We start from the raw sequence: 25,782 nt of genomic DNA, 5'->3' as shown, positions 1-25,782 counted from the left end.
GACACCGATTATTGCGCTTTTTGATGCTGTTTTTTCGCAGCGTCGATAAAGCCAGCAAATAATGGATGACCATCACGTGGTGAACTTGTAAATTCCGGATGGAATTGTACCGCAATAAACCAAGGATGTTCAGGAATTTCAACAGTTTCTACTAAATGTTGTACTGGTGAATAACCAGAAATCTTCATGCCTTTCTCTTCCAGCACTGGGATATAACGGTTGTTCATTTCGTAACGGTGACGGTGACGTTCGATGATTTCATCAGAGCCGTACACAGCAGCAGTCTTGGTTCCTGGTACCAGTTCAGACTTCTGTGCACCTAGACGCATTGTACCGCCAAGGTCAGAATCTACAGAACGCTGTTGCACTTCACCACGCTCATCTAACCATTCAGTGATCAGACCAATCAATGGAGATTTGGTTGAACGGTTGAATTCAGTCGAGGTTGCGTCAGCAATACCGGCAACGTTACGTGCATATTCAATTACTGCCAACTGCATACCCAAGCAGATGCCCAGGAACGGTACGCCATTTTCACGGGCGTATTTAATTGCCTGCATCTTGCCTTCAGTACCACGTTCACCGAAACCACCTGGAACCAGGATCGCGTCAGCATCTTTCAGTACTTCGCTTACATCCTGACTTTCAAGCTCTTCAGCATTAACATAGTCGATCTGAACTTTAACGCGATTTTGAATCCCTGCGTGTAAAAGTGCCTCATTCACAGATTTATATGCATCTGGAAGTTCAACGTATTTACCGACCATTGCAACACGCACTGTGTATTCAGGGTTCAGTAAAGCTTCTACAACGTTATCCCAATCTGTTAAGTCAGCTTCAGGAAGGTCGTTATAACCAAAACGTTCACAGATTAAATCGTCAACATTTTGTTCATAGAAAGTACGTGGAATCTGGTAGATCGAACGTGCATCTTTACATACCACAACGGCACGTGCTTCAACGTTAGTGAACAGTGCAATTTTACGCGTAGTATCTGCATCAACATCGTGTTCAGTACGACAGATCAGAATGTCTGGCTGAATACCAATCGACAGAAGTTCTTTAACAGAGTGCTGTGTTGGTTTGGTTTTTAATTCTGCTGCAGACTTAATGTATGGGAGTAACGTTAAGTGCATAAGCATCGTGCGCTTGTGACCAAGTTCAACCATTAACTGACGTACAGATTCCATGAATGGGAGAGATTCAATGTCACCTACTGTACCGCCGATCTCAACGATCGCAACGTCATAACCTTCACCAGCGCGAAGTACACGTTCTTTAATATTATCAGTAATGTGTGGAATAACTTGCACAGTACCACCCAGGTAGTCACCACGGCGTTCTTTATTCAGAACATCCTGGTAAACACGACCTGATGTGAAGTTATTCAGTTTGGTCATTTTCGCACGACGTAAGAAACGTTCGTAGTAACCCAAGTCTAAGTCTGTTTCAGCACCGTCTTCTGTAACAAAAACTTCACCATGTTGGAATGGGCTCATGGTCCCCGGATCGACATTAATGTATGGATCCATTTTTACCATGGTCACTTTTAAACCACGGGCTTCTAAAAGTGCAGCAACAGAAGCAGCTGAAATACCTTTACCTAGTGATGATACAACACCACCAGTAACGAAAATAAAATGGGTCATTGGGTTTCTCGTACAATCGAGCCTAAATAGGCCTGCAATGTTGCGCAATTTTACTTTACCTTGCACCTAGAAAGCAAAGTCAATCCGCATCAATTCAAAGAACAATAAACAATTGACTATTCTAGCAGCATTTCCGATAAAAAATTAGAGTAAGTTCAGATCATTTCTATCTGCTAATTTACTGCTATAATATTGTAATCCCCTCTACATTTACCTATGAAGTAATGATGAATAAGAAACTTTTAATCTGTGGCGCGCTTGCAACCGGACTTTTACTTACTGCATGTGTAAAGAAAGAAGCTCCAAAGGAAGAGGAACAGACTGAAGTTGCTGCAGCATCGGAAGCAACCCCAGTAGAACAGCCGAATTTCGAAACACTGGAACCAGCAGAACAAGATCAGCCTTTAATTGAGGAAATTCCTGAAACAGTTGAAGTGATTCGTGAAGAAACGCCGAATACCACAACTGAAATTCGTCGTGAAACTCGACCTGCTCAAAGTACTCCTGCTACAGCACCGGCAGCATCACAACCTGCTCAAGCACCAAACACCCAGGATTCTGAGACTGAATACAAGCCTAAAACCAATTCAGGTGCAGAACAGTCAGAGGATGATGCTGTGGCAGAAGCCATTGCAGCTGCTACGCCAGCACTTGAAAACTGATTATTTTTCAGTTAAAAACCCAGCTTATGCTGGGTTTTTTAATGCTACGTATTCAGGTTCTGCTTCTTCTATTGCTGCCGCGGCCATAGAAAGCTGCTTCAGATACTGTGCCATAAGACGAGTAGCCCATGATTCAGTTCTGGTTAAGCCCTGATAAAAACCGCAATGACTGCCCCTTTTCGTAGTAACTACAATAATATTCGGCATGGCACGGATACGGTCTTTATATGGATGCAGATTATTAATATGACAGACTGGGTCGTCTTCTGCATTCAGAATCATCAATGGGATTTTGACATTTTCAAAGACATAAATTGGGTTCGTGGCCTTGGTATAGGTTTCATAGTCTTCATAGCCAGCCAGCTGAAAATACAGCTTCTCAAAATCGGCCAGATTTTGAACGGAAAGAATCTGCTCCCAGGAAGGTATATTTTTCCAGGTGTCCTGATAAGGATGAATAAATTTTTTCAGTAATTTTTTAGCCATAACCTTACTATAAAATGGATGCACATAAGCAAAACCACTTTCAGTGTTATAGCCCGGACACAGTGCAAAGGCTGCTTTGAGTGGAGTTTGCTCACCCTCTTCTCCCAGATAGCGTACCAACAAACCTGTGCCAGCGGAAGAACCTACACCATATAGTTCAGATTGCGGGAATTTATCCTGAATATAAAGTAACTGTTCACGTAAATCCTGAGTGGAGCCAAACAGGTTCATTTTCGGAACAGGCATCGGCAAATTGGCATGACCACGGCGTAAACATAATGCCACTCGCCAACCCGTGTACAGATGCAGATCTCTGACCAGCTCACCCATTGATTCTGGTGAACCGGTAATGGTATGCAGTAAAACAATCGTTGGCGTATCTACTGGCAGGTCGAGTCCATACCAGGCAATACCAGTGATTCCGCCATCAGACATGTTCAGCTGCTCAATTGCATCATATTTTAGTTTGATAGTTTTCTTTTTGATCAAGTCAAAATACAGAATATGGGCATGCGCATTGCATAGCCACGGTGTAGGACGGTATTTTTGCTTTAATTGTGGTAAATGATCAATCAGGTTCTGAAATACGCCATTTGGGTTGTAATATAAAGTAGGCGTGTCCGCACCAATCACACGGTCCAAATATTCACCTGAAAGCTGAACTACTTTTTTTATCAACATTTTCATTTGTCTTTCCATCCAGTTGTCCTTCAGTGACTTACAAATTTCATGCCGGGTTATATGATGGCTCCTGAATCAGACTAGTTTTGGAAGGCCATCATCCGCTGTCCCATTTGTGCAGCAAGCGCTTCAAGACCTGACTTCGGCCGAATCATCACTTCGAAGTCGATAATTTTTCCTTCATCATTGAACTGAATCATATCGATACCCTTTAATTTCTTATCCCCCACATTGGCAGAAAACTCAAGTACAACATGGTTACCGTCTTCTGAACAGAAAGTACGGTGATACGTAAAGTTCTCGAAGACCTGAATCACATTAGTCAAAATAAAAAAGACTACAGGCTTACCTGAGTATGGATTAAATGCCACTGGTGAACGAAATACCACTTCATCTGCGAGTAATTCATTCAGAATATTCATGTCACGGCTTTCCAACATTTCGTGCCAGAATGCGAGTGAAGCTTTGGTGGTTTGTAGAGTCATTTTTGGGTCCTTTGTTGTTTTTTAAATTTCCGCATAGAAACGCTAAAGATTGATGCCTTTAAATATGATCCCCTTTCTGTTAGAAAGCAGTTTCGCCCTTTTTTAAAGGTGAGAAGTTCTACTTCGCAAGGGGGAGTCATATATTTAATAGTTAAATCCTCTCCCTAACCCTCTCCTTTATTAAAGGAGAGGGAAAATTACATATCCATTTGTTTACATCACTACAAATCTTAGTTTGCAAACAAAAAACGGAAATGCAGTTTTTAATATTTTTAAATCACTGCTGCCAATTCAGCACCTTGACGAATCGCGCGCTTGGCATCCAGTTCACCGGCTTCTTTAGCCCCCCCGATCAGATGCACGCTCTTGCCTGACTGTTTCAGTTCATCAAACATGGCAGTATAAGATTCCTGACCTGCACAGATGATGACATTATCTACTTCAAGCAACGTTGGCTGACCGTTGACTGTAATATGCAAGCCCTGATCATCCACTTTTTCATAGCTGACACCAGGGATCATTTTTACGTGACGGTGTTTCAGGCCTGTACGATGAATCCATCCGGTTGTTTTGCCCAGATCTGCGCCCACGGATTTTGCTTTACGCTGCATCAAGTAAATTTCACGACTTGGCTGTTCTACACTTGGCTGTTTTAAACCACCAACATTGTCATAATCGGTATCGATTCCCCATTCATCATAGAATTTCTGCGGATTAACGCTGCCACTTTCACCTTCATGGCTTAAATATTCCGCTGTATCAAAACCAATACCGCCTGCACCAATAATGGCAACATGCTGGCCCACAGGCTTACGCTCTTTTAGTACATCCAGATAAGACAGGACTTTTGGATGATCAATGCCTGGAATATCCAGCTGACGTGGATTCACCCCAGTCGCTACGACGATGTCATCAAATTCTGAAGATACCAGCTGCTCAAAAGTCGCTGTATGATTCAGTTTGAGCTGAATACGGGGTTGCAATTCGATCTGGCGTTTAAAGTAACGAATGGTTTCGTAGAATTCTTCTTTGCCTGGAACAGTTTTGGCAATATTAAACTGACCGCCAATCTGATTAGATGCCTCGAAGACAGTAACACGATGACCACGACCTGCAGCATAAATCGCAAAACTTAAACCAGCTGGACCCGCACCAATTACTGCAATATTTTTTGGTGTAGACACTTCTTTAAAAATCAGTTCAGTTTCATAGCAGGCGCGCGGATTAACCAGACAGGTCGCAATTTTCATCGAGAAAATATGATCCAGACAAGCCTGATTACAGCCAATACAGGTATTGATTTCATCACTACGGCCCTGCTCCGCCTTTACCACAAACTCTGCATCCGCCAGCATCGGCCGCGCCATGGAAACCATATCCGCATGACCGGCAGCCAGGACATATTCTGCCATTTCTGGGGTATTGATACGGTTTGAGGTAATTAAAGGAACCTTGACTGAACCTTTTAGCTTTTCAGTTACCCAGGTAAAAGCTGCACGTGGCACTTTGGTCGCAATGGTTGGAATACGCGCTTCATGCCAGCCAATCCCGGTATTGATAATCGTTGCACCTGCTTTTTCGATTTCCTGTGCCAGCTGAATCACTTCTTCCAGCGTTGAACCACCTTCAACCAGATCCAGCATGGACAGACGATAGATGATAATAAAATTCTCACCTACGCTTTCACGGGTCCGACGCACAATTTCAATCGGGAAGCGGATACGGTTTTCATAACTGCCACCCCACTCGTCATCACGGTGGTTGGTACGCGCGGCAATAAATTCATTGATCAGATAGCCTTCCGATCCCATGATTTCCACACCGTCATAACCGGCATATTGGGCTAAGCGTGCACAGTTGGCAAAATCATCAATAGTCTGCTGGACTTCACTCGAAGTTAAGGCATGCGGTTTGACCGGATTGATTGGCGCCTGAATCGCAGACGGCCCCACATTTTCAGCCTGATAGGAATAACGTCCGGTATGCAAAATCTGCATGGCGATCTTGCCGCCAGCTTCATGCACTGCTTGAGTAATTACCTTGTGCTTTTCAGCTTCTTCTATCGTGTCGAGCTTGGAGCCGCCTTGGAAAGTCACACCGTGATCATTTGGCGAAATGCCACCAGTCACAATCAGGGCCACCCCCCCTTTGGCACGTTCAGCATAGAATACCGCCATACGATCATAACCACCTGGAGCTTCCTCCAACCCAACGTGCATAGAACCCATCAGAACCCGGTTTTTTAATGTGGTAAAGCCCAGATCTAATGGGGCAAGTAAATGCGGATACTTTGACATTTCGACTCCTTAGCGTGCCTGTCAGCTGGCTATTTTTATATCGGCTGATGTGAAATTCCCCTCAGTCATCAGCTTTTATGCAACTTGTTGCATTAATTTATAGTTCAGAATTGATTTTTATGCAACATGTTGCATAATAATCTCGAGTCATTTTTCTTGAGACGTTTATGTCTTTATCGCATGTTCTATTGACCAGTTTACTGGAAAAACCAAGTACCGGTATTGAGTTAGGACGCCGTTTTGACCGTTCGATGGGCTTTTTCTGGAATGCCACCCATCAGCAGATCTATCGTGAACTGAATGCCATGTTACAAAAAGGCTGGATCTCTACCATAGAAGATGAAGATAGCGGTTCACGTAAAAAGACTTATCAGGTAGAACGTCCAGGACGTGAAGAACTGGCCAACTGGATGCTGGAACAAAGTCCACCGGCTCAACTGCGTGAAGAACTAATGGTACGCTTACGTGCTGAAGCCCAAATGGGCAGCAATACTATTTTGCCAGAATTGGAAAGGCACCTAGAGTTGCACCGGGAAAAACTGAATATTTACCGACAGATTTTTGCCAAAGATTTTGCAACAGCTGACGAAAATAACCGCACACTGTATATTCATAAAATGATTCTGCAACTGGGTATCGATCTGGAAGTAGGCTGGATTAGCTGGTTAGAAATCATGATTCCAAAATTAAAACAATTTAATAATGCAGCTGCTGGCTAGCATATAAAAATAAGGACTCAGTCGATGTCATATTACAAAATGCCCGATGGCGAAATGCTTTTTGTACGCGAATATGGACAGGGTCAGCCGGTACTGGTGTTGTCCGGCCTGGGGATGTTGAGCTGGCAATGGGCGGCTTTCCTCTATCCGCATCGGCATCAGTTCAGATTTATTATTCCGGAGTGGCGCGGTTTTGGTGCTTCCAGTGATTGCAAGATTCCAGATATGGATGCGATTTCCAGTCACTGGCTGGATGTGCAGTCGGTAATCCAGCAATTACATCTTGATAAGGTGATGGTGATTGCATATTCCATGGGTGCTACTACGGCCATGCATGGTATGCACTATGCTGATTTCGCCGAGCATATCACTGCTTATCTGCATATTGACCAGACCCCAAAAATCCCGGTAGATGACAGTTGGGGCTATGGCCTGTTTGGTGAACATCATCCGGTATTTATTTCTATTCTGACCCAGATTTCAGAATTACTGGCACCACATCAGAATGTAAAATACATTAAAGATTTGGACAGTAACACTCGCCATCAGATTGCCAAACTTTGGCTGCAGTTTATTGGCTTGCAAAATAACAATAAATACAGCCTGAAAGCCTTTGAATGGATTATGAATCAGCCACGCCTGCAAAGTCTGCTATTACCATCAAACCGGGTCGACTATATGGCCTGGTATATCAATAATTATCTTTACCATCGAGAAGATTACCGTGCGGCGATTCAAAAACTAAAATGCCCGGTGACTTTCCTTAGCGGCTCACAATCCAAACTTTATCCAGTTGAAGGTCAAACCCTGATTACCCAAAGCATTCCACATGCCAAACAGGTACGTTTTGAAAAATCCGGGCATACTCCACTTTTGACTGAACCGGTAAAATTTAGCAAGGAAATCGCGGCATTCTTAAAAGCCAGTGCTAAGCACAGCAATCACGCAGCTTAGAGGAAAAAAGAAACAAAATGAAAAAACTGGTGGTCTTTTCTGGTGCAGGTATGAGTGCTGAAAGCGGAATCAATACCTTCCGCGACAGTGATGGTCTTTGGGAACAGCATCGCGTAGAAGATGTGGCAACACCAGAAGCATGGCGACGTGATCCCGAACTGGTACAGCGCTTCTATAATGAACGGCGCAAAAAGATTCTGGCTGCACAACCCAATGCTGCGCATCAAATGATTGCTGAATTGGAAGTTGCTTATGACATACATGTGATTACCCAGAATATTGATGATCTACATGAACGTGCTGGAAGTTCAAAAGTCATTCACCTGCATGGCAATATCCGGCTGGCAAAAACGTCTGGACCAAAAGCGCAATACACCACCGAGTTTTATCCAATTGATGGAGCTGAACTGGATCTTAATAAACACCTCTGTACAGATGGCTATCCACTGCGTCCGCATGTTGTATGGTTTGGTGAAGCTGTACCTGCTTATGCAGAAGCACAGGACTGTGTGCAGAATACTGATATTTTTATTGTGATTGGTACCAGCTTGCAGGTTTATCCGGTTGCTGGCTTGATTCATGAGATTCCATCAAATTGCAGCGCTTACTATATTGATCCTAAAGCCAATCAGCAGCACTTACCTCCTCAATTTGAGAAAATTGCCATGACTGCTACCCAAGGCATGCAATATCTGAAAGATAAATTGCTCAATGAAGCTAGATAGTCAATAAAAAGACAAAGTCAGCATTGACACATTGCAACAATAATTCTTTAATCACCTTATTGTTGCGTATATGGAATGAACTCATGCTGACAGATCTGGATGACTTTTATTGTTTTGCCCAAGTGGTGGAACATGGTGGCTTTAGTGCAGCAGAACGCGCCACTGACATTCCCAAATCCAAACTCAGTCGCCGGGTTTATAATCTGGAAGAACGTCTCGGTGTTCGGCTAATTCAACGTAGCTCACGTCATTTTGCTGTGACTGATATCGGTATGAACATTTACCGTCATGCCCAGGTTATGCTCAGTGCCGCCCAAGCCGCCCATGATCTGGTCGATCATCTCAGTACTGAACCACGCGGCATTATTAAACTCAGCCTGCCAGTATCCATTGCACAAAACGAAATCGCGCGGATTCTCCCTGCATTCCTGAAACAATATCCTGAAATCAAAATTCAGATGATGGTCACGAACCGTCGTGTGGATATCATCAATGAAGGTTTTGATATTGCCCTACGCGTCCGTTCCAGTCTGGATGATGATCCAAATCTGGTAATCCGTCAGTTTGACCAGATCGAACAGCATCTATTTGCCAGTCAGGGCTATCTGAATGAATTTGGTCATCTGAAAAATCCGGAAGAATTGTCCGAGCATAAAATCCTGAGCATGGCGGATGAACATACTGAACAGTTTTTGATATTACACAATCATATTCAACAACAGAAAAAGATCCGCGTTATGCCAACAGTACTGGGCTCCGATCTAAGCATGCTGGCACAACTGGCTGCTTCAGGGTGTGGTATTACCCTGTTACCTGATAACGTCGTGCAGCAATATGTCGAACGTGGTGAACTGGTACGTGTACTTCCGGAATGGAAAGCAGCACATGGTATTTTCCATATGGTTTATCCGTCACGTCGTGGCTTGTTACCTGCTGTTCGGGTCTTTATCGATTATCTGGTTGAGCACCTGCATCACAACTAATATGAATTTGTACTTATTAATAGATAGGTAAAAAAAAGCTCATCTAAGGAGGATGAGCTAGTCAGAGTCACTACAGCATTAAGGGGTAACAATATTTACTCTGTAAATCAAAAAATATATCGCTTAGATCGTTCTCTTGGTTCTTAATCAGTTAATTATACGAGCAAGAATAAATAAAAGAGATTGATACAACTTATCTATCTAACTCATATAAATATAGAGAATGAATCTCATTTGCACCACTACAAGTCGTAGTATTTTGTATTGTTTTGAAAACGTATGTGTATGCTCATTTACAATTAAAAAAAACACTGATTTTTTAAAAATCAGTGTTTCACAATCAGAGATTTGTCTCTTATTTAAATTGTAGGATAAGAGCCCGTGCCTTCTGGCCATGGAGATAACAATTCAAAGCCAGTGTCAGTCACATAAACCATATGCTCCCACTGCGCAGATAACGATTTATCTGCAGTCACCACTGTCCAGCCATCTTTAAGTTCTTTAACACGCGCTTTACCCAGATTCACCATTGGCTCAATAGTGAATACCATGCCTTTTTTTAGCACCAGACCCTGACCCGGTTGACCATAGTGCAGAATGTTTGGCTGTTCATGGTACACCTTACCTATGCCATGACCACAGTATTCACGTACGATACTATAACCTTCGCGATGTGCCACAGACTGGATTGCATAACCGATATCACCCAAGGTTGCACCCGGTTTAACCGCATGAATACCGGCGACCATTGCTTCATAAGTGGTTTCAACCAGTTTTTTCGCTTCAGCCGAAGGCGTACCAACATAGTACATTCTACTAGTATCACCAAAATAGCCATCTTTAATAATCGCAACATCGATATTGATGATATCGCCATCTTTTAATACGGTAGTTGCTGATGGAATGCCATGACACACCACTTCATTAGGTGAAATGCAGGTAGTCTTGGTATAACCGTAATACCCCACATTCGCCGGAATAACATGGAGTTTATTCACAATAAAATCATTACAGATGTCATCCAGGTATTCTGTCGTGACACCTGGCTTCACATGCTCTCCGATCATTGCTAAAACCTCAGCAGCCAGACGGCCCGATATACGAAGTTTTTCGATATCCTGTTCAGTTTTAAGACTTATCGTCGAAGCTCTCATGTGTTCATCCTCTTGGTCAATCATTGAATTATAGACCCTTTTTTCGAAAGATGCGGTGAATTCCTTCAATAACAGTGATCGGAAAATGTATATTTAAAACATGTATTGCTTATAGATTAAACAAATAAAACTATTCAGGATTTTTTAAAAATATTGATAATTTATGATGATTTTTATGAATTATAAATTTATTTGATTGAATTCATAAATTTATTTTCACCAAAGTTCTACCTATCAGTTAAACAGAAAATTACTCAAGGAAATTCATCGAGGCTCAAGCCAAAAGGTGCTCCAAAAATCAGCATATTTCCTTTAAAATCGCTTTCTTTTGTGCGTTTATTCTCCCTCTATGACAAGTCTCCGTACTCGGGATATTGTTGCCTTAGGTTTTATGACCTTTGCACTGTTCATCGGTGCCGGCAACATTATCTTTCCACCGATTGTGGCTCAACAAGCCGGTGAGCATGTATGGTTAGCTGCTCTAGGTTTCCTGGTTACTGCAGTTGGCCTGCCTGTTATCACCATCGTGGCACTGTCTCGTGTTGAAGGTTCAATCCAGATCTTAAGTTCACCTTTAGGTAAAGCCGCAAGTCTTTTACTGACCGTGGTTTGTTATCTCACTGTTGGACCTTTATTCGCAACACCACGTACTGCAACCGTTTCCTATGAAATTGGTTTCTCCTCTTATTTTGGTAATGAGCCAAGTAATCTGCTGATCTATAGTGTGATCTATTTTGCTGTAGTGACACTGGTTTCGCTGTACCCAAATAAAATTCTGGATACTGTGGGTTACTTCCTGTCTCCATTGAAAATTATTGCCTTGGTCATTTTAGGTGTAGCTGCAGTTCTTATTCCTGCCAGTAATCCACCTGCTGCGATTGGTAATTATGTTTCTAGCCCGGTCACTGAAGGCATCGTCAATGGCTATCTGACTATGGATACTTTGGGTGCCTTGGTCTTTGGTATCGTGATTGTGCGTGCAATTACTTCTCGTGGGGTCACTGACCGTAAGCTGATTACCAAATATGCGGTAAATGCTGCCATTATTTCCGGGATCGGCTTAACCCTAGTTTACCTTAGCCTGTTTAAATTGGGTCTGGGTAGTCATGAAGTTGCCCCAAATGCTGCCAATGGTGCGATTATTCTGCATGCTTACGTACAACATGCCTTTGGTGATATGGGTGCCTATTTCCTTGCAATCATGATCTTTGTTGCCTGCATGGTAACTGCGATCGGCCTGACCTGTGCATGTGCTGAATATTTCTCATCGATTACCCGTTTACCATACAAAGCCTTTGTATTTGTTTTGGTTGGCTTCTCGCTGGTGATTTCAAACCTTGGTTTGACCAAACTGATTGCCGTTTCTGTGCCTGTACTGAGCGCGATTTATCCGCCTGCAATTGCAGTGATCCTGCTGAGTTTCTGTGGACATTTCTTTAAAAAGCCCGCTCAAGTTGTTGCACCAACCACACTGGTTGCATTTATTTTCGGTATATTTGATGGTCTTAAAGTTGCCGGTTTTGATTTACCTGCTGCACTTCAGAATTTGCCGCTTTCTGAGCAAAACATGGCATGGCTTATCCCAGCCCTGATTGTTCTCGTGATTTCAGCTGTGATTGACCGTATCAGAAACTAATCTTTCTGCGCAGTGTCAATAAATCGTCTTTTTACCCAGAATACGATTTAAGCGTGATCAATATTTGTCAGGTTTTACCCAAACGGACATTTATTGGTTCAATTCACTGCATGATTATCGCTAAGCAAGCGCTCAATTAAAAGTAGATAAAAATTTAGCTGATACACAATTTAACCATTCGTTTAGCTAAACTACCCTAATCATTTCCAAAATTATTCAATTTCATTTACTTATATCAATATTCTAACAAATTTTATAATTCTTCAGCATCCCACATACACGTGCTTACATTCTCTGCCGAGTAAACTACATATTTTGGCGTAAAATTTGCATTTTTCTGCTTGTGCCATTTAAGTTTTATCACCCAACACCGCCTTAAACCCTAATTTAAGCATTTAAATGGTCCAGGTAAATTACTGTACTTTGACAATTTTTATAGCTCTACGACTAAAGTTGCTGTATTTCACCAGAACAGTCATCCGGAGCTATTGAAAAGTTCTGGTATTCGAAGTACAACTGTATGTTCAATTCTGATCAATCCACTCAGTTTTGGACATCAATAACACTAAAAATAGGAGGGATGGAGATGTTATCAGTACATTTCAAAAAGCAAGTCTTCATTGACGCTCTTAAAGCCAATTCTAACCTTGTGGTGTTTCTAAGCACTACCTTTGCGCTAATGTTGACTTTAATCGTTCACTGCGTAATTCAAGGCAATTTAAAGCCAGAGTATTTAGCGTATGCGCTGATCGTCTCGGCTGCATTTTACCTATGGGTGGTCATTGACCAGAAATATCGCTAATTAACCTTGATGTTGAACCACATGGATGACTTGACCACTCATCCATGTGGTAGAAGAAAAAGAAAAGTCCAATTCAAGTATTTCTCCTTCCAATCAGAATAAAAATAATCTAAAACAGCCCCTGTGTTGCGCCCCAAAGTAAGATTCCTGTTCCACCTAGTTCTGCCACAATTAACCCGATCATCGCCAAAGTCATTAATATGCCCGGTAACTGAACCTTGCCCAATTGATGCGGTTTTTTGAATTGGTTGGTGGTGTCTTTCAGCACGCCATGCAGAATATAAGCCCCAATTGAGAAGCTGAAAAAAGCCAGATTCAATACTACACAGATCAGATTTATAGTTTCTGAAAATTGAGAATAATAAGCCAATACCGCAAGAATTAGTGTGGCTGGTGCATACAACAAACTGCTACGATGGGCAATATCGACATAATAATGTGCCCGTGACTGGGCTGAATTGCGGATCTGCAGATATTTCAACACTCCTGTCAGCATCCCTACCCATAAGAAAATTCCACTAAATAAAATTGCCAGTTTAACTGCCAGACTAAGTTCGATTGGCTGCATATCCTAATTCCATTATGTTCATTATTTTGACTTTTTAGTCATGTTTTAAAACCGCTCCTGCCCGGAACTGGTGTAGATTAATTCTTGATAATGATCCCAAAAATATAGTGTAGCGCATGTCCGAATTTGAAACATTGACCATTAAGTGCAAGGATGGCTATCAATTAAGTGCACGTTTTTATCCAGTCACTGAGACTGAAAGTAAGAAATCTCCCATATTAATTTGTCCTGCGACTGGCATTACCAAACAGTTTTATCATATTTTTAGCTGTTGGCTGCAAGCTCAGGGTTATGCCGTAATGGTATTTGATTTTCGAGGTATTGGGGAATCTTTAAAAGGTTCGGTTAAGCAGTCTAAAGCCAGTATTGTGCAATGGGGACAACTGGACATTCCGGCTGCGATAGATGCGCTATTAGCTAAAACTCAGGCAGCAAAGGTCATCTTACTTGGTCATAGTGCTGGTGGACAGCTGCTGGGTATTGTCCCAAACTATGTCAAAGTGGAAAAAGTCGTGGCAATTGCCGGATCGACGGGTCATATTAAAGGTTTAAGGGGCCGCACCAAATTACTAGCGCCAGTGATGTTCAATATCATTTTCCCATTGGCACGTATCACCAAAGGCTATGGCCCAACCCAAGCGATTGGTATGGGTGAAAACCTGCCAAAAGATGTGGCACGTGAATGGGCAGAATTTTGTAGTAAACCGGGTTATGTCATCAATGCGATTGGTAAAAAGATCTCACCGGCACATGACTATCATGCCCAGATCACCTGCCCGATCACATCAATCTGGGCTTCGGATGATGAAATCGCCACTGAAGCCAATGTAAAAGATTTATTGCGTTTATACCCGAACGCAAAAACCCAGATGATTGAGCTCAAACCTAAAAGTTATGCGCATAAGGCCATTGGTCATATGTTGATGTTTAAACGTAGCCATCAGAATTTATGGCCTGTGATTGAGCGGGAAATAGCTTCAATCTGATGTTTTTTCAAATTGCTGATTTATACCATCAGGCCTGCAACCCAACCTGATGGTTTTTATTTTAAAATTAACTCAAAAGATTAAATAATTCAGAACTTATCCATGAAAGAAAAATGCACCAAAACAAATCATTTTTCACCGTTTTCGATCATTTATCCTTATTTCTAAGCTATTTAGCTTCTCAAGTTCTTTTTTTATTCATCTATCTAGTCAGTCTCCCTATTCTTTAAATCATGTTGCCATGACAGAAAGCGGCAACCTTATTTTTACCCATAGAAAATGATTGAAATTTATACTCAACAATAAATTTAAGGCTCTAAAAAATAACATTTAATTGATAATTCAAGAATCTTGGCATTTATTTTGCTCTACAGCGGTGCATTAGATTTGTAGGGTTAAAAATGAAGATCAAAGTATTATCCGCCATGCTGCTTGCTTCGGGTCAGCTATTAAACTTTGCTCATGCAGGGGGAACACTCTATCCGCAGCTAGAAACGATTCATATCTTTGCACATACTGCAGAAGATCATAGTGGCATTGCGCATTCGGCATCCCAAGGCACCGTAACCCGAGAACAATTAGCACATCGTCCCTTACTGCGCCCGGCAGAAGTATTAGAAACTGTGCCTGGTTTGATCGTGACCCAGCATAGTGGCGATGGCAAAGCCAACCAGTATTTTTTACGCGGGTTTAACCTGGATCACGGCACAGATTTCGCCACGACTGTAGATGGAATGCCATTAAATATGGTGACGCATGCGCATGGTCAGGGTTATACCGATCTGAATTTCCTGATTCCTGAACTCATTGAAAATCTGCACTATCATAAAGGTGCTACCAATGCCCGTGATGGTGACTTTGCTTCTGCCGGCAGTGTCCATTTAAAAACTGTGACTGAGCTAGACCGACCTTTTATTCAGGCCACACTGAGTTCAAATGATTACCAGCGTGTTGTCGCTGCAGGTACCACTGAATTGCAAAGCGGAAAATTGACTGGTGGCATGGAACTTCTGGGTCATGATGGCCCTTGGCAGCATGAACAGAACTTAAAAAAACAGAACTATTTACTGAAATATACTCAAGGTAGCAGTAAAAGTGGCTGGAGCTTGACGGCTAATCATTATGATTCCGAATGGAATTCGACTGATCAGGTGCCACAACGTGCAATAGATGACAATTTGATTGGCCGCTTTGGCAGTCTGGATAACAGTGATGGTGGAGAAACCAGTCGTACTTCACTGGCTTTTGAAAAAGTGGTGAATCAAGAGAATTGGCAGACTCAATTTAACCTTTATGGTATTCATTCAAAACTGAACTTATTTTCCAATTTTACCTATTATCTGACTGATGCCAAACGTGGTGATCAGTTTGAACAGGCAGAAGACCGATATATTGTTGGTGGTGCTATTGAACACAGCTGGCTGACACACTGGCAAGACCGCCATGTGATTAACTCGGTTGGTGCATCTACTCGCTATGATGATATTGATGGCTTAGGATTGTATCAAACCCAGTATCGCCAGCGTTTTAATACCATTCGTGAAGACCAGGTGAAAGAATATAATGTGGGCCTATGGGGGCAAAATCAGGTGCAATGGACACCTTGGCTGAAGAGCATTCTAGGTTTACGCGCCGACTATTTTAATTTTGATGTAGATTCAGACCTGGCAGCAAATTCTGGCAAAACTGATGACCATATTCTAAGTCCAAAGCTGAATCTGGCTTTTGGTCCATGGGCGAATACTGAATACTATGTAAATTATGCTTATGGCTTTCATAGTAATGATGCTCGTGGCACGACCATTCAAATTAATCCAGATCCGCGTGATGAAGCTTATCTGCAAGCCATTGATCCGGTCGATCCACTGGTACGCACCAAGAATGCTGAAATCGGGATACGTGGACAATGGTTACCTAACCTGAGCACTACCTTTGCCTTGTGGCAACTGGATTCCGATTCTGAGCTGCTCTTTGTCGGTGATGCAGGTACCACGGAAGCCAGCCGCCCAAGCCGTCGTCAAGGAATTGAGTTCAGTAATTTTTATCAGCCCAATGAACACTGGATGATTGATGTCGATCTAGCTTGGTCTAAGGCACGTTATAAAGATCATGCTGAAGAGGGCCGATATATTCCGGGTGCAATCAATAAAACAGCTTCTGCCGGTGTGATTTACACACCCGCCCAACCTTGGAGTTTAGGACTGCGGATGCGCTATTTTGGTCCGCGCTCACTGATTGAAGATAATAGCGTAAAGTCCAGTTCATCAACTTTGGTTAACTTGCAAGCGGGTTATCAGTTCAGCAAAAATCTGGAAGCGAAACTGGATGTCTTAAACCTGTTTAACCGTAAGGTAAATGATATCGAGTACTGGTATGAATCCTGTCTAGCAAACGACCTTAACACGGCTGAATGTGACCCACTGTCAGATAGCCGTGAAGGTATTCTGGACAAACATGTTCATTCAAGTGAAGATCGGAGTTACCGTTTTACGGTGAAATATACATTTTAAAAGAATTCTATAAAGCAGTTTTTTTTGTTTTCACCATCAGGCCTGTAACCCAACCTGATGGTTTTTATTTATGCCCTGGTGCTTACGTTGGTGTTTTTGCGCATACATGCGTAAATCGGCACACTCTAATAATGTCTCAATTTCCACACCGTCTTCAGGATAAACTGCCAGTCCGATACTTAAACCAATCTGTAAGCTCATTTCTTCAAAATTAAAAACTGCATCACAGGCTTGAGAAATATCTTGCATCGTTAATAGAGCCTGATTTCGGTCAGTATTCATATCTAAGATAAGTGCAAACTCATCCCCACCCAGCCGAGCTATGACAACCTCATCGTCTAGTATTGCTTTTAGTCGTGTTGCAATTTCTTTTAATGCTGCATCTCCTACTCGATGCCCATACTGATCATTAATCGATTTCAGTCTATCCATATCCAGCATACAAACGTTTAATGATTGCTGTTGCTGTTCCGCCAAGCTCATGCGTTGCCGTAGACAATCTAAAAATAATGCCCGATTGGCAAGTCCGGTTAGACTATCTTGAGTTGCCATTTTATATAATACTTGTGCATCAAATTTGGTGGCATGATACATCGCTGCGGCAAATGTTTCGGACATCAAGCTTAATAATTTTAAATCACGAAGTTTAAATGCTGCAACTTGATCAGAATAGATTTTAAGTACACCGACTACTTCATTGGCATGAATTAAAGGCACGACTGCCATAGAGCGTAGGCCGACTCGATGACAAGCTTGACGATCTACCCGTGGATCATTTTCACAATCTTCACAATATAAAATACGGTTTTCTGCGATACATAAGCCGGACAAGCTATTCTCTCTTGCAAGGCGTAAACCCAATAAATGTGCTGCCCCGCCCGACACTGCGCGATAGACCATATCTTCGCCTTCATCCAATTCCACCACAGCACCTTGAGCACCAGTAATCTGTTGAATTTTATCTGCAATCAGTGTCATGACTGCATTCAGATCATGGCCTAGTTTTATAATTTCTGTTTGGGTATAAATGACGGATAAAAGCTGTTCTTGCGTTGGCATCAATGCGCTTTAAGATTGAAAAATAGCCGCTATTCTAAGAACTCGGTCAGGCTTTGTATAGCAAACTTTTGATGTTATTGTTTAATTTAAAAGCAATTCTTTTCATTTAAATTTTAGAAATATGATCTCTCTCAATCTTTTGATTGAAATTGGTACGGCTCAGTATCCGAACCTTTGCTGGCAGAGAATGTAAAAAGCATTTTCAATATTAAGCTAAAGTATTTAAATTGAATTTTATAGTTTGAACAAACTTAAATTAAAATGATGTTCCTACATTGAATCATTTTAAACAGTTGATGTTTCATTATCTTTTACTGAAGATTTATGTTTTAATGCTTACAGTATGAGATGAGCCTCTTACAGTATGTGCCTTAGATGTGCATACGACTAGCCCCTAACCATGGGGCTTTTTCATGTCTGCATGATATTAAAGTCGTATTAACCTTTAACCAAAAAATGCAATGATGCTCTGAATCACCACAGCATTCACAATATCAATAAAAAATGCACCACATAGTGGCACGATTAAAAAGGCTTTATGTGATGGACCATAGCTATTGGTTACTGCCTGAATATTCGCAATTGCGGTCGGTGTTGCCCCCATACCAAAACCACACTGCCCTGCCACCAATACCGCTGCATCGTAATTTTTCCCCATAATTCTAAAGGTGACAATTGCAGTAAATAGGATTAGTACCGCTGTCTGTACCAATAAAATTGTAATAAGCGGGCCTGCCAGATCGGCCAATAACCAGAGTTGCAGTGACAGTAAAGCCATAGATAAATATAAGGATAATGAGGCATTCCCAAATACATCAATGGCGCGATCAAAGATATCGACTTTTAGCACATGCTCCAGGATGTTACGCACAATCACCCCTGTCCCTAAAGCCCAAACAAAGGTTGGCAGTTCAAACCATCTTCCCTGACTGATTTCTGTCATCTGATTGGCGACAAAAATACATAGTGCAAACATCCCCAGAGTTGATACCGCATTACTGGCTGTAATGAGTCGGGTCTTCTTTGGATATTCAAAGGGTGCGGTATTCATATTCGCATCAAGCTGTTGTTCATTAGTCTCTTGCGGCACCGTTTCAGCCAGTTGATTGCGTTTAATCAGGTATTTGGCAACCGGACCGCCGACAAGTCCACCAATAATTAATCCAAAGGTAGCACTTGCCATACCGAGGACAATCGCCCCCTGAATGCCATGTTGAGTTTCCAGAACTTCACCCCAGGCACCGGCAGTACCATGTCCACCCGTTAACGTAATCGAGCCGACAATTAGTCCGATTAATGGGTCAAGTCCAAGTGCTGTCGCTAAGCTCATACCAACCGCATTTTGTACGACTACAAATAGAATGACACAGACCAGAAAGATCAAGAGTGATTTTCCGCCTTCTTTAAGCTTCAAAAAGTCTGCACTCAAACCAACGGAGGTAAAGAACATCAGCATCAGGATGGTTTGAATCTCTGAATTAAATGTGGCACTGATATTAAAAAATTTATAGAGAATAAAAGCCGCAATCGCTGCGACTAAACCGCCGATCACGGGTTCAGGTAAGTTATAGTTTCTAAAGAAGCCAATTTTACTAACCAGATACCGCCCAATAAAAAGAAAAAATACCGCAATTACCAAAGTGCCAAAGGCATCGATCTCATAATTCATAACATTCCCTATTGGCTTTATTTTTATACAGTTTTAGGAAAACAGTATGAAAAATCAATTTTAGAAATGTTATGCAAGTTACTGTTTCCAGTAATTGTTTAATTTATAGCCTGAATAGATGCAATTATTAGGATGGAATATCATAGACCCAGTTTTTCGCTTGCTGATCTGTAATGGCTTCACAGACATAGTAATCGTGATCCCAAGCGTCTTGATGGAAGATTTCTTTTTTATGGTAAGTCACCTGTTTACCATTTTCGACACAGACAAAGCTGTCACCTTGGTTTTTGACTTGAGTTCCATTGAGGAAACCACCAATACAGAGGAATCGGGATTGTTTGGGCATAGTTTATTAATTAAAATTATAAAGATGTAAAATCATTCTCTTTTAAAGCATATTTTTCAATAAAATCTGTATATGACTTTAAATTTTGAATAGTTTTTTCGATATCAATTAATTTTGAGTCCTTATCTTTAGTCAAGTATTCAGCCGTAAGAATTGTCATTGTTTCGCCGTTACCAAAACGTGCTGGTTTTTTAAAACTTAAGTTCTCTTGCTTAGCCTTTTCTATATAATATTTATAACAATAATTTCTAAATTTTGTGTAATTTTCAGGTTTCAAAGCATTTATTTTCAAAACAAGTTTATCTTCTTGAATTTGAAGGTATTGCCAACAGCTCTCATTTTTTTGAAAAGCCCACCAATACCCCATAAACCCACCATTTTGATTAGGGACATATCCCCAATCACCACGATTTAATTCTTTTTGCAAATACTTAAAAAATCCTACCCAATTTTTATGATTCCATTCTTCTTTATGAACATATGCATTAACTTCATTTTCTATAGAATATATATAATCTTTGAAATCATTAAAAATATCACTTGGTATAGACGTATAATTGTCTAATACAGAAATTAATCTATCTCTAGAAAAAATCTTAAATCCATCTGCTATTTCTTTTTTATAATTTGACTGGTCATGCGTTTTAAAAAATATTGCTAAAACGTTTTCTTCACCCATCTCTGAAGAAATAATATTTCTATATCTGGTTAGTTGATCTCCATGAGATTTTGTTGCAGTTTTATCTTCAATGACAATAGAATAATTATTTAATTTTAATAAGATATCTATATTTTGATATTGTTTTGAAAGACTAAATTTTTCAATATTCTTTGGCATTTCCTTATTTTCTAATTTAAAAAATTCTGATATTAAGTTTAAAGCACAATTTTTTAAATCCTGATTAATATTATTATATTTAGGATTTGCATGATCTAATAGCCAAAAAATAAAAGCATCTTGTGATAATTCTTTTGTTGCATATGTAAATATATTCGGTTTATGCATTTTTATACTCAAAAAAATAAGGGCTGATTAATCAGCCCTTATTTCTAACTCAATTTAATTTATTTTTCAACAAATTAAGCTAATTGAGCAGCAGCAATTTTCTTAGTATCGATGTCTTTAGCAGCATCTGTATACTCGCTCATCTTGTCGAAGTTCAAGTATTGGTAGATATCAGCTGACATGCTGTCGATTTGAGCAGCGTACTGTTGGTATTCTTCTGGAGAAGGTAATTTACCTAATACAGCAGCAACAGAAGCAAGTTCAGCAGACGCCAGGTAAACGTTCGCACCTTGACCTAGACGGTTCGGGAAGTTACGAGTAGAAGTCGATACACAAGTTGTGTTCGGTGCTACACGTGCCTGGTTACCCATACATAATGAACAGCCTGGCATTTCTGTACGAGCGCCAGCTTTACCATAAGTATTGTAGAAACCTTCTTCCATCAACTGGTGTTCATCCATACGAGTTGGAGGAGCCAACCATAGACGAGTAGATAAAGAACCGCCAGGAACTTTGTCTAGAAGTTTACCAGCTGCACGGAAGTGACCAATGTTAGTCATACAAGAACCGATGAATACTTCATCAATTTTCACGCCTTGAACGTCAGAAAGAAGTTTTGCATCATCTGGGTCATTCGGGCAGCAAAGAACTGGTTCAGTAATCGTAGAAAGGTCGATTTCGTACACTTTAGTGTATTCAGCATCAGCATCAGCTTTAAGAAGTGATGGATTTTCCAACCATTTTTCCATGTTCTCAACACGGCGCGCCATAGTACGAGCATCGCCATAGCCTTGTGAAATCATCCACTTCAGCATAGTGATGTTAGAACGCAGGTATTCAGCAACTTTCTCTTCAGAAAGCGTGATCGCACAACCAGCCGCAGAACGTTCAGCAGAAGCATCAGAAAGTTCGAATGCCTGCTCAACAGTCAGGTCAGTTTCCATTTCTGTCAGGTCGATCTCAAGGATACGGCCAGAGAAGATGTTTTTCTTACCTTTCTTCTCTACAGTCAGGTCACCTTCTTGGATCGCTACGTAAGGAATCGCATGTACTAGGTCACGAAGCGTGATACCAGGTTGCATTTTACCTTTGAACTTCACAAGAACAGACTCTGGCATGTCAAGTGGCATAACACCAGTTGCTGCAGCAAACGCTACCAGACCAGAACCCGCTGGGAATGAAATACCAATTGGGAAACGAGTATGCGAGTCACCACCAGTACCTACTGTATCTGGAAGAAGCATACGGTTTAACCAAGAGTGGATAATACCGTCACCTGGACGTAGAGAAACACCACCACGGTTCATGATGAAATCAGGAAGCGTATGTTGCATTTGAACGTCAACTGGTTTTGGATACGCAGCTGTGTGACAGAAAGATTGCATTACTAGGTCAGCAGAGAAGCCTAGGCAAGCAAGATCTTTAAGTTCGTCACGAGTCATTGGACCAGTTGTATCTTGAGAACCAACAGTAGTCATACGTGGTTCACAGTAAGTACCTGGAACAACACCTTGACCTTCTGGAAGACCACAAGCGCGACCAACCATCTTCTGAGCAAGGGTGAAGCCTTTGCCAGTTGCAGCAGGTTGTACTGGTGTACGGAACAATGTAGAAACAGGAAGACCTAATTCTTCACGTGCTTTAGTAGTCAAACCACGACCAATGATCAGGTTGATACGGCCGCCAGCGCGAACTTCGTCTAGAAGTACTGGAGTTTTCAGTTCAGCTTCAGCGATTTGAGCACCGTCTTTGAACGCAGTTACTTTAGCAGCAGCTTTGTCGATCTTCAGGGTGATTTCATCGCCCATGTTCATGTTTGCTACATCGATTTCAACTGGTAATGCACCAGCGTCTTCCATGGTGTTGAAGAAAATCGGAGCAATTTTAGAACCTAAGCAGTAACCGCCTTCTTTCTTGTTCGGAATGTGCGGAATTTCGTCACCGAAGAACCAAAGTACAGAGTTAGTAGCAGACTTACGAGAAGAACCTGTACCAACAACGTCACCTACGTAAGCAACCTGGTTACCTTTCGCGATCAGTTCTTTGATCTGGTTTAATGGACCAACTTCACCAGGAACTTCTGGGTTGATGCCATCACGTACGTTTTTCAACATTGCATTTGCGTGCAATGGAATGTCTGGACGGCTCCATGCGTCTTGTGCTGGAGACAGGTCATCAGTATTCGTTTCGCCAGTTACTTTGAAAACTGTCAGTTTGATTTCTTCAGGAACGTCTTTACGGTTTGTGAACCATTCAGCGTCAGCCCAAGATTGAAGAACTGCTTTCGCGTTTGCATTGCCTGCACGTGCTTTGTCGGCAACGTCATGGAACGCATCAAATACAAGAAGAGTTTTCTTCAACGCTTCTGCAGCAAGTTCACCTAGTGCAGCGTCGTCTAAAAGTTCTACTAAAGGAGCAACGTTATAACCACCAAGCATAGTGCCCAGTAAGTAAACCGCACGTTCTTTAGAAACTAGTGGAGAAGTCGCTTCGCCTTTTGCCAATGCAGCTAAGAACGCAGCTTTTACGTATGCAGCTTGGTCAACACCTGCAGGAACACGGTTTTCAAGCAAGTCAACTAGGTATGCTTCTTCACCCGCTGGTGGATTTTTTAATAATTCAACTAATGCAGCAGTTTGAGCATCGTCAAGTGGCTTCGGTGGGACTCCGAGTGCGGCACGTTCTTCAACGTGTTGGCGGTAAGCTTCTAGCACGGTTTATTCCTCTTTTTTAAAAAATTATCTGTGAATTCCTACTTTATAAAGCTTCACAAATAATATGGACTCTCAAATTTTACTAAAATTCCAGTTAAAAGTTAATGCAAGTAAAGTGTTTCTTTGTGATGCTCATTATTTTGTAAATAAATGATGTGCATAATGATTATTTGATAATCAAAAATCTGTTTTCTTGCATAAATTAAGCTCTAATTGAGCACTTTTAGCTGAATTTCACTTATAAAAAAGGCAACACGAATGTTGCCTGAGTTATAAGAAAAAAGATACTCCACCTTAGTGTACTGTGCTTGTGCTCAAATATTGGTTAAATGCATCACGACAGCCTTCAAATTTGAGTACACATTGGTCTTCGTAGGTGCCGTTATGATTATTACTGGCAAAGGAAATATCGACCAGATAGAGTTTTTTATTTTGATCGAGAATACGTTTTAAACTGACTTTATCACCAACGCTTAGCACGTAGTTTCCACCACCAATGATCGCCATGCCCTGTTCATCTTCAAGCAACAGATCTGCGTGATGTAAATATCCCACAACGTTCATAATGTTGCTCCTTTTTAATTATTTTGGAGATATTTTCATTATTCGATATTTAGATAAGTATTGCTATATTTTAGATTTAGAATTTGTCACAAATTGTACAAAAAGCTTAGGCTATTTTTATAAGAAATTAGTATTAGATAAATAACTTCTTCACGCTTGCATAAAATAATTTGAATATGGCAAAGCTATAAAAAAACCGTTCCTTAGAACGGTTTATAATCTGGCAATTCGTCATGCGGTGTCGCAATACATTTTTCAGTATATTCAGCACGGATTTTTTCACGCGATTCTTTCACATCTTTGGTGATTTCATCCAATGGCATTTTATAAACGTCATCAATAATGGTCATGACGAATGCTTTGGTAGTTTCATCTTCAACCTTGCTGGCATGTTCAACAGCTTTTTCTTTCTCAATGCCATTTTGACGGTCCAGCATGATACTGCGTGCAGCATTGCCCACACTACGACAATAACCTTGCCACTGCTCTTCAGGGGTGAGTGGTTTCTTTTCGGCACAGCCAGCCAAAGCCACCAAAACAGATAAAGCAAATAACTTTTTCATGAACTTCTCCTTACGCAGGGCAATATAAAAGATCACAGCGTATTTGTCATTTAATTTGCCAAGTCCGGCTGCAACAAAAAAGCCCTCTACAGGGCTTTGTTGTCAAAATGATTTAGCCGCAGCTGGACTGAACAATTTTTCCAGTTTTTGGATCTACGGTGACCGTAACACGGTCTTCACGGAAATCCATAGTCACTGCTTGTCCCGGTTGTATCATACGCACAATCTTAGCTTTGGTTTTGGCTTTGATTTGCGCCTCACTCAGACCAGACTGGCCGATCAGACTATGTGCTGCTTCAGACAGGCAGATGTCCTGATTGCTACGATACAATGCCCACTCCTCCACCACTTTACCATCTGGCAGATGACAATAGGCCACCTGACCATCTACTTCATTATGGATATCAAGCTTCCCACCTTGATCCACACAATAGGCACTGGCAGGATTCGGCATACCAATACGCGGTGTTTCTCTTGGCTGCTGTGCTGTACATCCTGTTAATACGGCGATCAACATGCCCAGATACATGATTCTTTTCATTGGCGATCTTCTTCTAAAGGACC

At 41.4% G+C, this 25,782-nt stretch carries 23 protein-coding genes; 9 read left to right on the top strand and 14 right to left on the bottom strand.

Annotated features, from left to right (window positions below; genetic code table 11):
* Window positions 1-8: 8 nt before the first annotated feature.
* Window positions 9-1,649, bottom strand: a complete 1,641-nt coding sequence (locus B3D47_RS04985) for a CTP synthase (protein WP_286860302.1) — start codon at window positions 1,647-1,649, stop codon at window positions 9-11.
* Window positions 1,650-1,876: 227 nt separating this feature from the next.
* Between B3D47_RS04985 and B3D47_RS04980 the strand changes: the two genes are divergently transcribed.
* Window positions 1,877-2,311: a hypothetical protein gene (locus B3D47_RS04980; protein ID WP_008304156.1), complete on the top strand. Its 435-nt coding sequence runs from the start codon at window positions 1,877-1,879 to the stop codon at window positions 2,309-2,311.
* A gap of 24 nt (window positions 2,312-2,335) precedes the next feature.
* On the opposite strand, the gene B3D47_RS04975 is transcribed toward B3D47_RS04980, so the two are convergent.
* From B3D47_RS04975 to B3D47_RS04965, 3 genes are all read right to left on the bottom strand, one after another.
* Window positions 2,336-3,484 (bottom strand): YheT family hydrolase, encoded by a 1,149-nt coding sequence (locus B3D47_RS04975; RefSeq protein WP_286860297.1) that lies wholly within the window; start codon window positions 3,482-3,484, stop codon window positions 2,336-2,338.
* Between the two features lie 74 nt (window positions 3,485-3,558).
* Window positions 3,559-3,963: a nuclear transport factor 2 family protein gene (locus B3D47_RS04970; RefSeq protein WP_286860295.1), complete on the bottom strand. Its 405-nt coding sequence runs from the start codon at window positions 3,961-3,963 to the stop codon at window positions 3,559-3,561.
* Between the two features lie 272 nt (window positions 3,964-4,235).
* Complete coding sequence (locus B3D47_RS04965) at window positions 4,236-6,260, bottom strand: NADPH-dependent 2,4-dienoyl-CoA reductase (RefSeq protein ID WP_163171241.1); 2,025 nt, start codon at window positions 6,258-6,260, stop codon at window positions 4,236-4,238.
* Window positions 6,261-6,427: 167 nt separating this feature from the next.
* Between B3D47_RS04965 and B3D47_RS04960 the strand changes: the two genes are divergently transcribed.
* From B3D47_RS04960 to B3D47_RS04945, 4 genes are all read left to right on the top strand, one after another.
* Window positions 6,428-6,979, top strand: a complete 552-nt coding sequence (locus tag B3D47_RS04960) for a PadR family transcriptional regulator (protein WP_004893032.1) — start codon at window positions 6,428-6,430, stop codon at window positions 6,977-6,979.
* A gap of 24 nt (window positions 6,980-7,003) precedes the next feature.
* Window positions 7,004-7,933 carry an alpha/beta fold hydrolase gene (locus B3D47_RS04955; RefSeq protein ID WP_004893031.1) on the top strand — a complete coding sequence of 310 codons (930 nt, stop codon included), beginning with the start codon at window positions 7,004-7,006 and terminating at the stop codon, window positions 7,931-7,933.
* 17 nt (window positions 7,934-7,950) lie between these two features.
* On the top strand, window positions 7,951-8,658 hold the full coding sequence (locus tag B3D47_RS04950) for an SIR2 family NAD-dependent protein deacylase (RefSeq protein ID WP_005222375.1): 708 nt from the start codon (window positions 7,951-7,953) through the stop codon (window positions 8,656-8,658).
* An 83-nt stretch (window positions 8,659-8,741) separates the two neighbouring features.
* Window positions 8,742-9,641, top strand: coding sequence for a LysR substrate-binding domain-containing protein (locus tag B3D47_RS04945; RefSeq protein ID WP_286860288.1), 900 nt, complete (start codon window positions 8,742-8,744; stop codon window positions 9,639-9,641).
* Window positions 9,642-10,000: 359 nt separating this feature from the next.
* On the opposite strand, the gene map is transcribed toward B3D47_RS04945, so the two are convergent.
* A complete protein-coding gene (gene map, locus B3D47_RS04940) occupies window positions 10,001-10,795 on the bottom strand; it encodes a type I methionyl aminopeptidase (protein WP_286860285.1) in 795 nt (264 codons plus the stop codon).
* A 349-nt stretch (window positions 10,796-11,144) separates the two neighbouring features.
* Between map and brnQ the strand changes: the two genes are divergently transcribed.
* Both brnQ and B3D47_RS04930 read left to right on the top strand, forming a co-directional pair.
* Window positions 11,145-12,431 carry a branched-chain amino acid transport system II carrier protein gene (brnQ, locus tag B3D47_RS04935; protein ID WP_005222381.1) on the top strand — a complete coding sequence of 429 codons (1,287 nt, stop codon included), beginning with the start codon at window positions 11,145-11,147 and terminating at the stop codon, window positions 12,429-12,431.
* A 586-nt stretch (window positions 12,432-13,017) separates the two neighbouring features.
* Entirely contained in the window at window positions 13,018-13,233 is a 216-nt protein-coding gene (locus tag B3D47_RS04930) for a hypothetical protein (RefSeq protein ID WP_004893017.1), read from the top strand.
* A 109-nt stretch (window positions 13,234-13,342) separates the two neighbouring features.
* Here the strand turns inward: B3D47_RS04930 and B3D47_RS04925 are convergent, their stop codons facing one another.
* Window positions 13,343-13,801 carry a hypothetical protein gene (locus B3D47_RS04925; RefSeq protein WP_286860284.1) on the bottom strand — a complete coding sequence of 153 codons (459 nt, stop codon included), beginning with the start codon at window positions 13,799-13,801 and terminating at the stop codon, window positions 13,343-13,345.
* A 116-nt stretch (window positions 13,802-13,917) separates the two neighbouring features.
* Here B3D47_RS04925 and B3D47_RS04920 point away from each other — a divergent pair, with 116 nt between their 5' ends.
* Together B3D47_RS04920 and B3D47_RS04915 are read left to right on the top strand one after the other, a co-directional pair.
* Window positions 13,918-14,787 carry an alpha/beta fold hydrolase gene (locus tag B3D47_RS04920; protein WP_286860281.1) on the top strand — a complete coding sequence of 290 codons (870 nt, stop codon included), beginning with the start codon at window positions 13,918-13,920 and terminating at the stop codon, window positions 14,785-14,787.
* A gap of 401 nt (window positions 14,788-15,188) precedes the next feature.
* Complete coding sequence (locus tag B3D47_RS04915) at window positions 15,189-17,297, top strand: TonB-dependent receptor (protein ID WP_286860278.1); 2,109 nt, start codon at window positions 15,189-15,191, stop codon at window positions 17,295-17,297.
* Window positions 17,298-17,333: 36 nt separating this feature from the next.
* Here the strand turns inward: B3D47_RS04915 and B3D47_RS04910 are convergent, their stop codons facing one another.
* From B3D47_RS04910 to B3D47_RS04875, 8 genes are all read right to left on the bottom strand, one after another.
* Window positions 17,334-18,356, bottom strand: a complete 1,023-nt coding sequence (locus B3D47_RS04910; protein ID WP_286860276.1) for a sensor domain-containing diguanylate cyclase — start codon at window positions 18,354-18,356, stop codon at window positions 17,334-17,336.
* A gap of 445 nt (window positions 18,357-18,801) precedes the next feature.
* Entirely contained in the window at window positions 18,802-20,025 is a 1,224-nt protein-coding gene (gene gltS / locus B3D47_RS04905) for a sodium/glutamate symporter (RefSeq protein WP_286860274.1), read from the bottom strand.
* Between the two features lie 127 nt (window positions 20,026-20,152).
* Window positions 20,153-20,371, bottom strand: a complete 219-nt coding sequence (locus tag B3D47_RS04900) for a hypothetical protein (RefSeq protein WP_286860271.1) — start codon at window positions 20,369-20,371, stop codon at window positions 20,153-20,155.
* Window positions 20,372-20,387: 16 nt separating this feature from the next.
* Window positions 20,388-21,377, bottom strand: coding sequence for a PD-(D/E)XK nuclease family protein (locus tag B3D47_RS04895; RefSeq protein ID WP_286860269.1), 990 nt, complete (start codon window positions 21,375-21,377; stop codon window positions 20,388-20,390).
* Between the two features lie 74 nt (window positions 21,378-21,451).
* A complete protein-coding gene (locus tag B3D47_RS04890) occupies window positions 21,452-24,091 on the bottom strand; it encodes a bifunctional aconitate hydratase 2/2-methylisocitrate dehydratase (RefSeq protein WP_004815764.1) in 2,640 nt (879 codons plus the stop codon).
* A 294-nt stretch (window positions 24,092-24,385) separates the two neighbouring features.
* Entirely contained in the window at window positions 24,386-24,655 is a 270-nt protein-coding gene (locus tag B3D47_RS04885) for a hypothetical protein (RefSeq protein WP_004815762.1), read from the bottom strand.
* A 203-nt stretch (window positions 24,656-24,858) separates the two neighbouring features.
* Window positions 24,859-25,218: a hypothetical protein gene (locus tag B3D47_RS04880; RefSeq protein WP_004892990.1), complete on the bottom strand. Its 360-nt coding sequence runs from the start codon at window positions 25,216-25,218 to the stop codon at window positions 24,859-24,861.
* A 112-nt stretch (window positions 25,219-25,330) separates the two neighbouring features.
* Window positions 25,331-25,759, bottom strand: coding sequence for an I78 family peptidase inhibitor (locus B3D47_RS04875; protein ID WP_286860265.1), 429 nt, complete (start codon window positions 25,757-25,759; stop codon window positions 25,331-25,333).
* Window positions 25,760-25,782: the final 23 nt, after the last annotated feature.

The organism is Acinetobacter sp. UBA3461 (genome assembly GCF_002381195.1).
In the GTDB taxonomy this organism is placed as follows: Bacteria; Pseudomonadota; Gammaproteobacteria; order Pseudomonadales; family Moraxellaceae; genus Acinetobacter; species Acinetobacter schindleri.
Note: the sequence above shows the minus strand (reverse complement) of the source record. Positions and strands in the feature narration are given on the sequence as shown.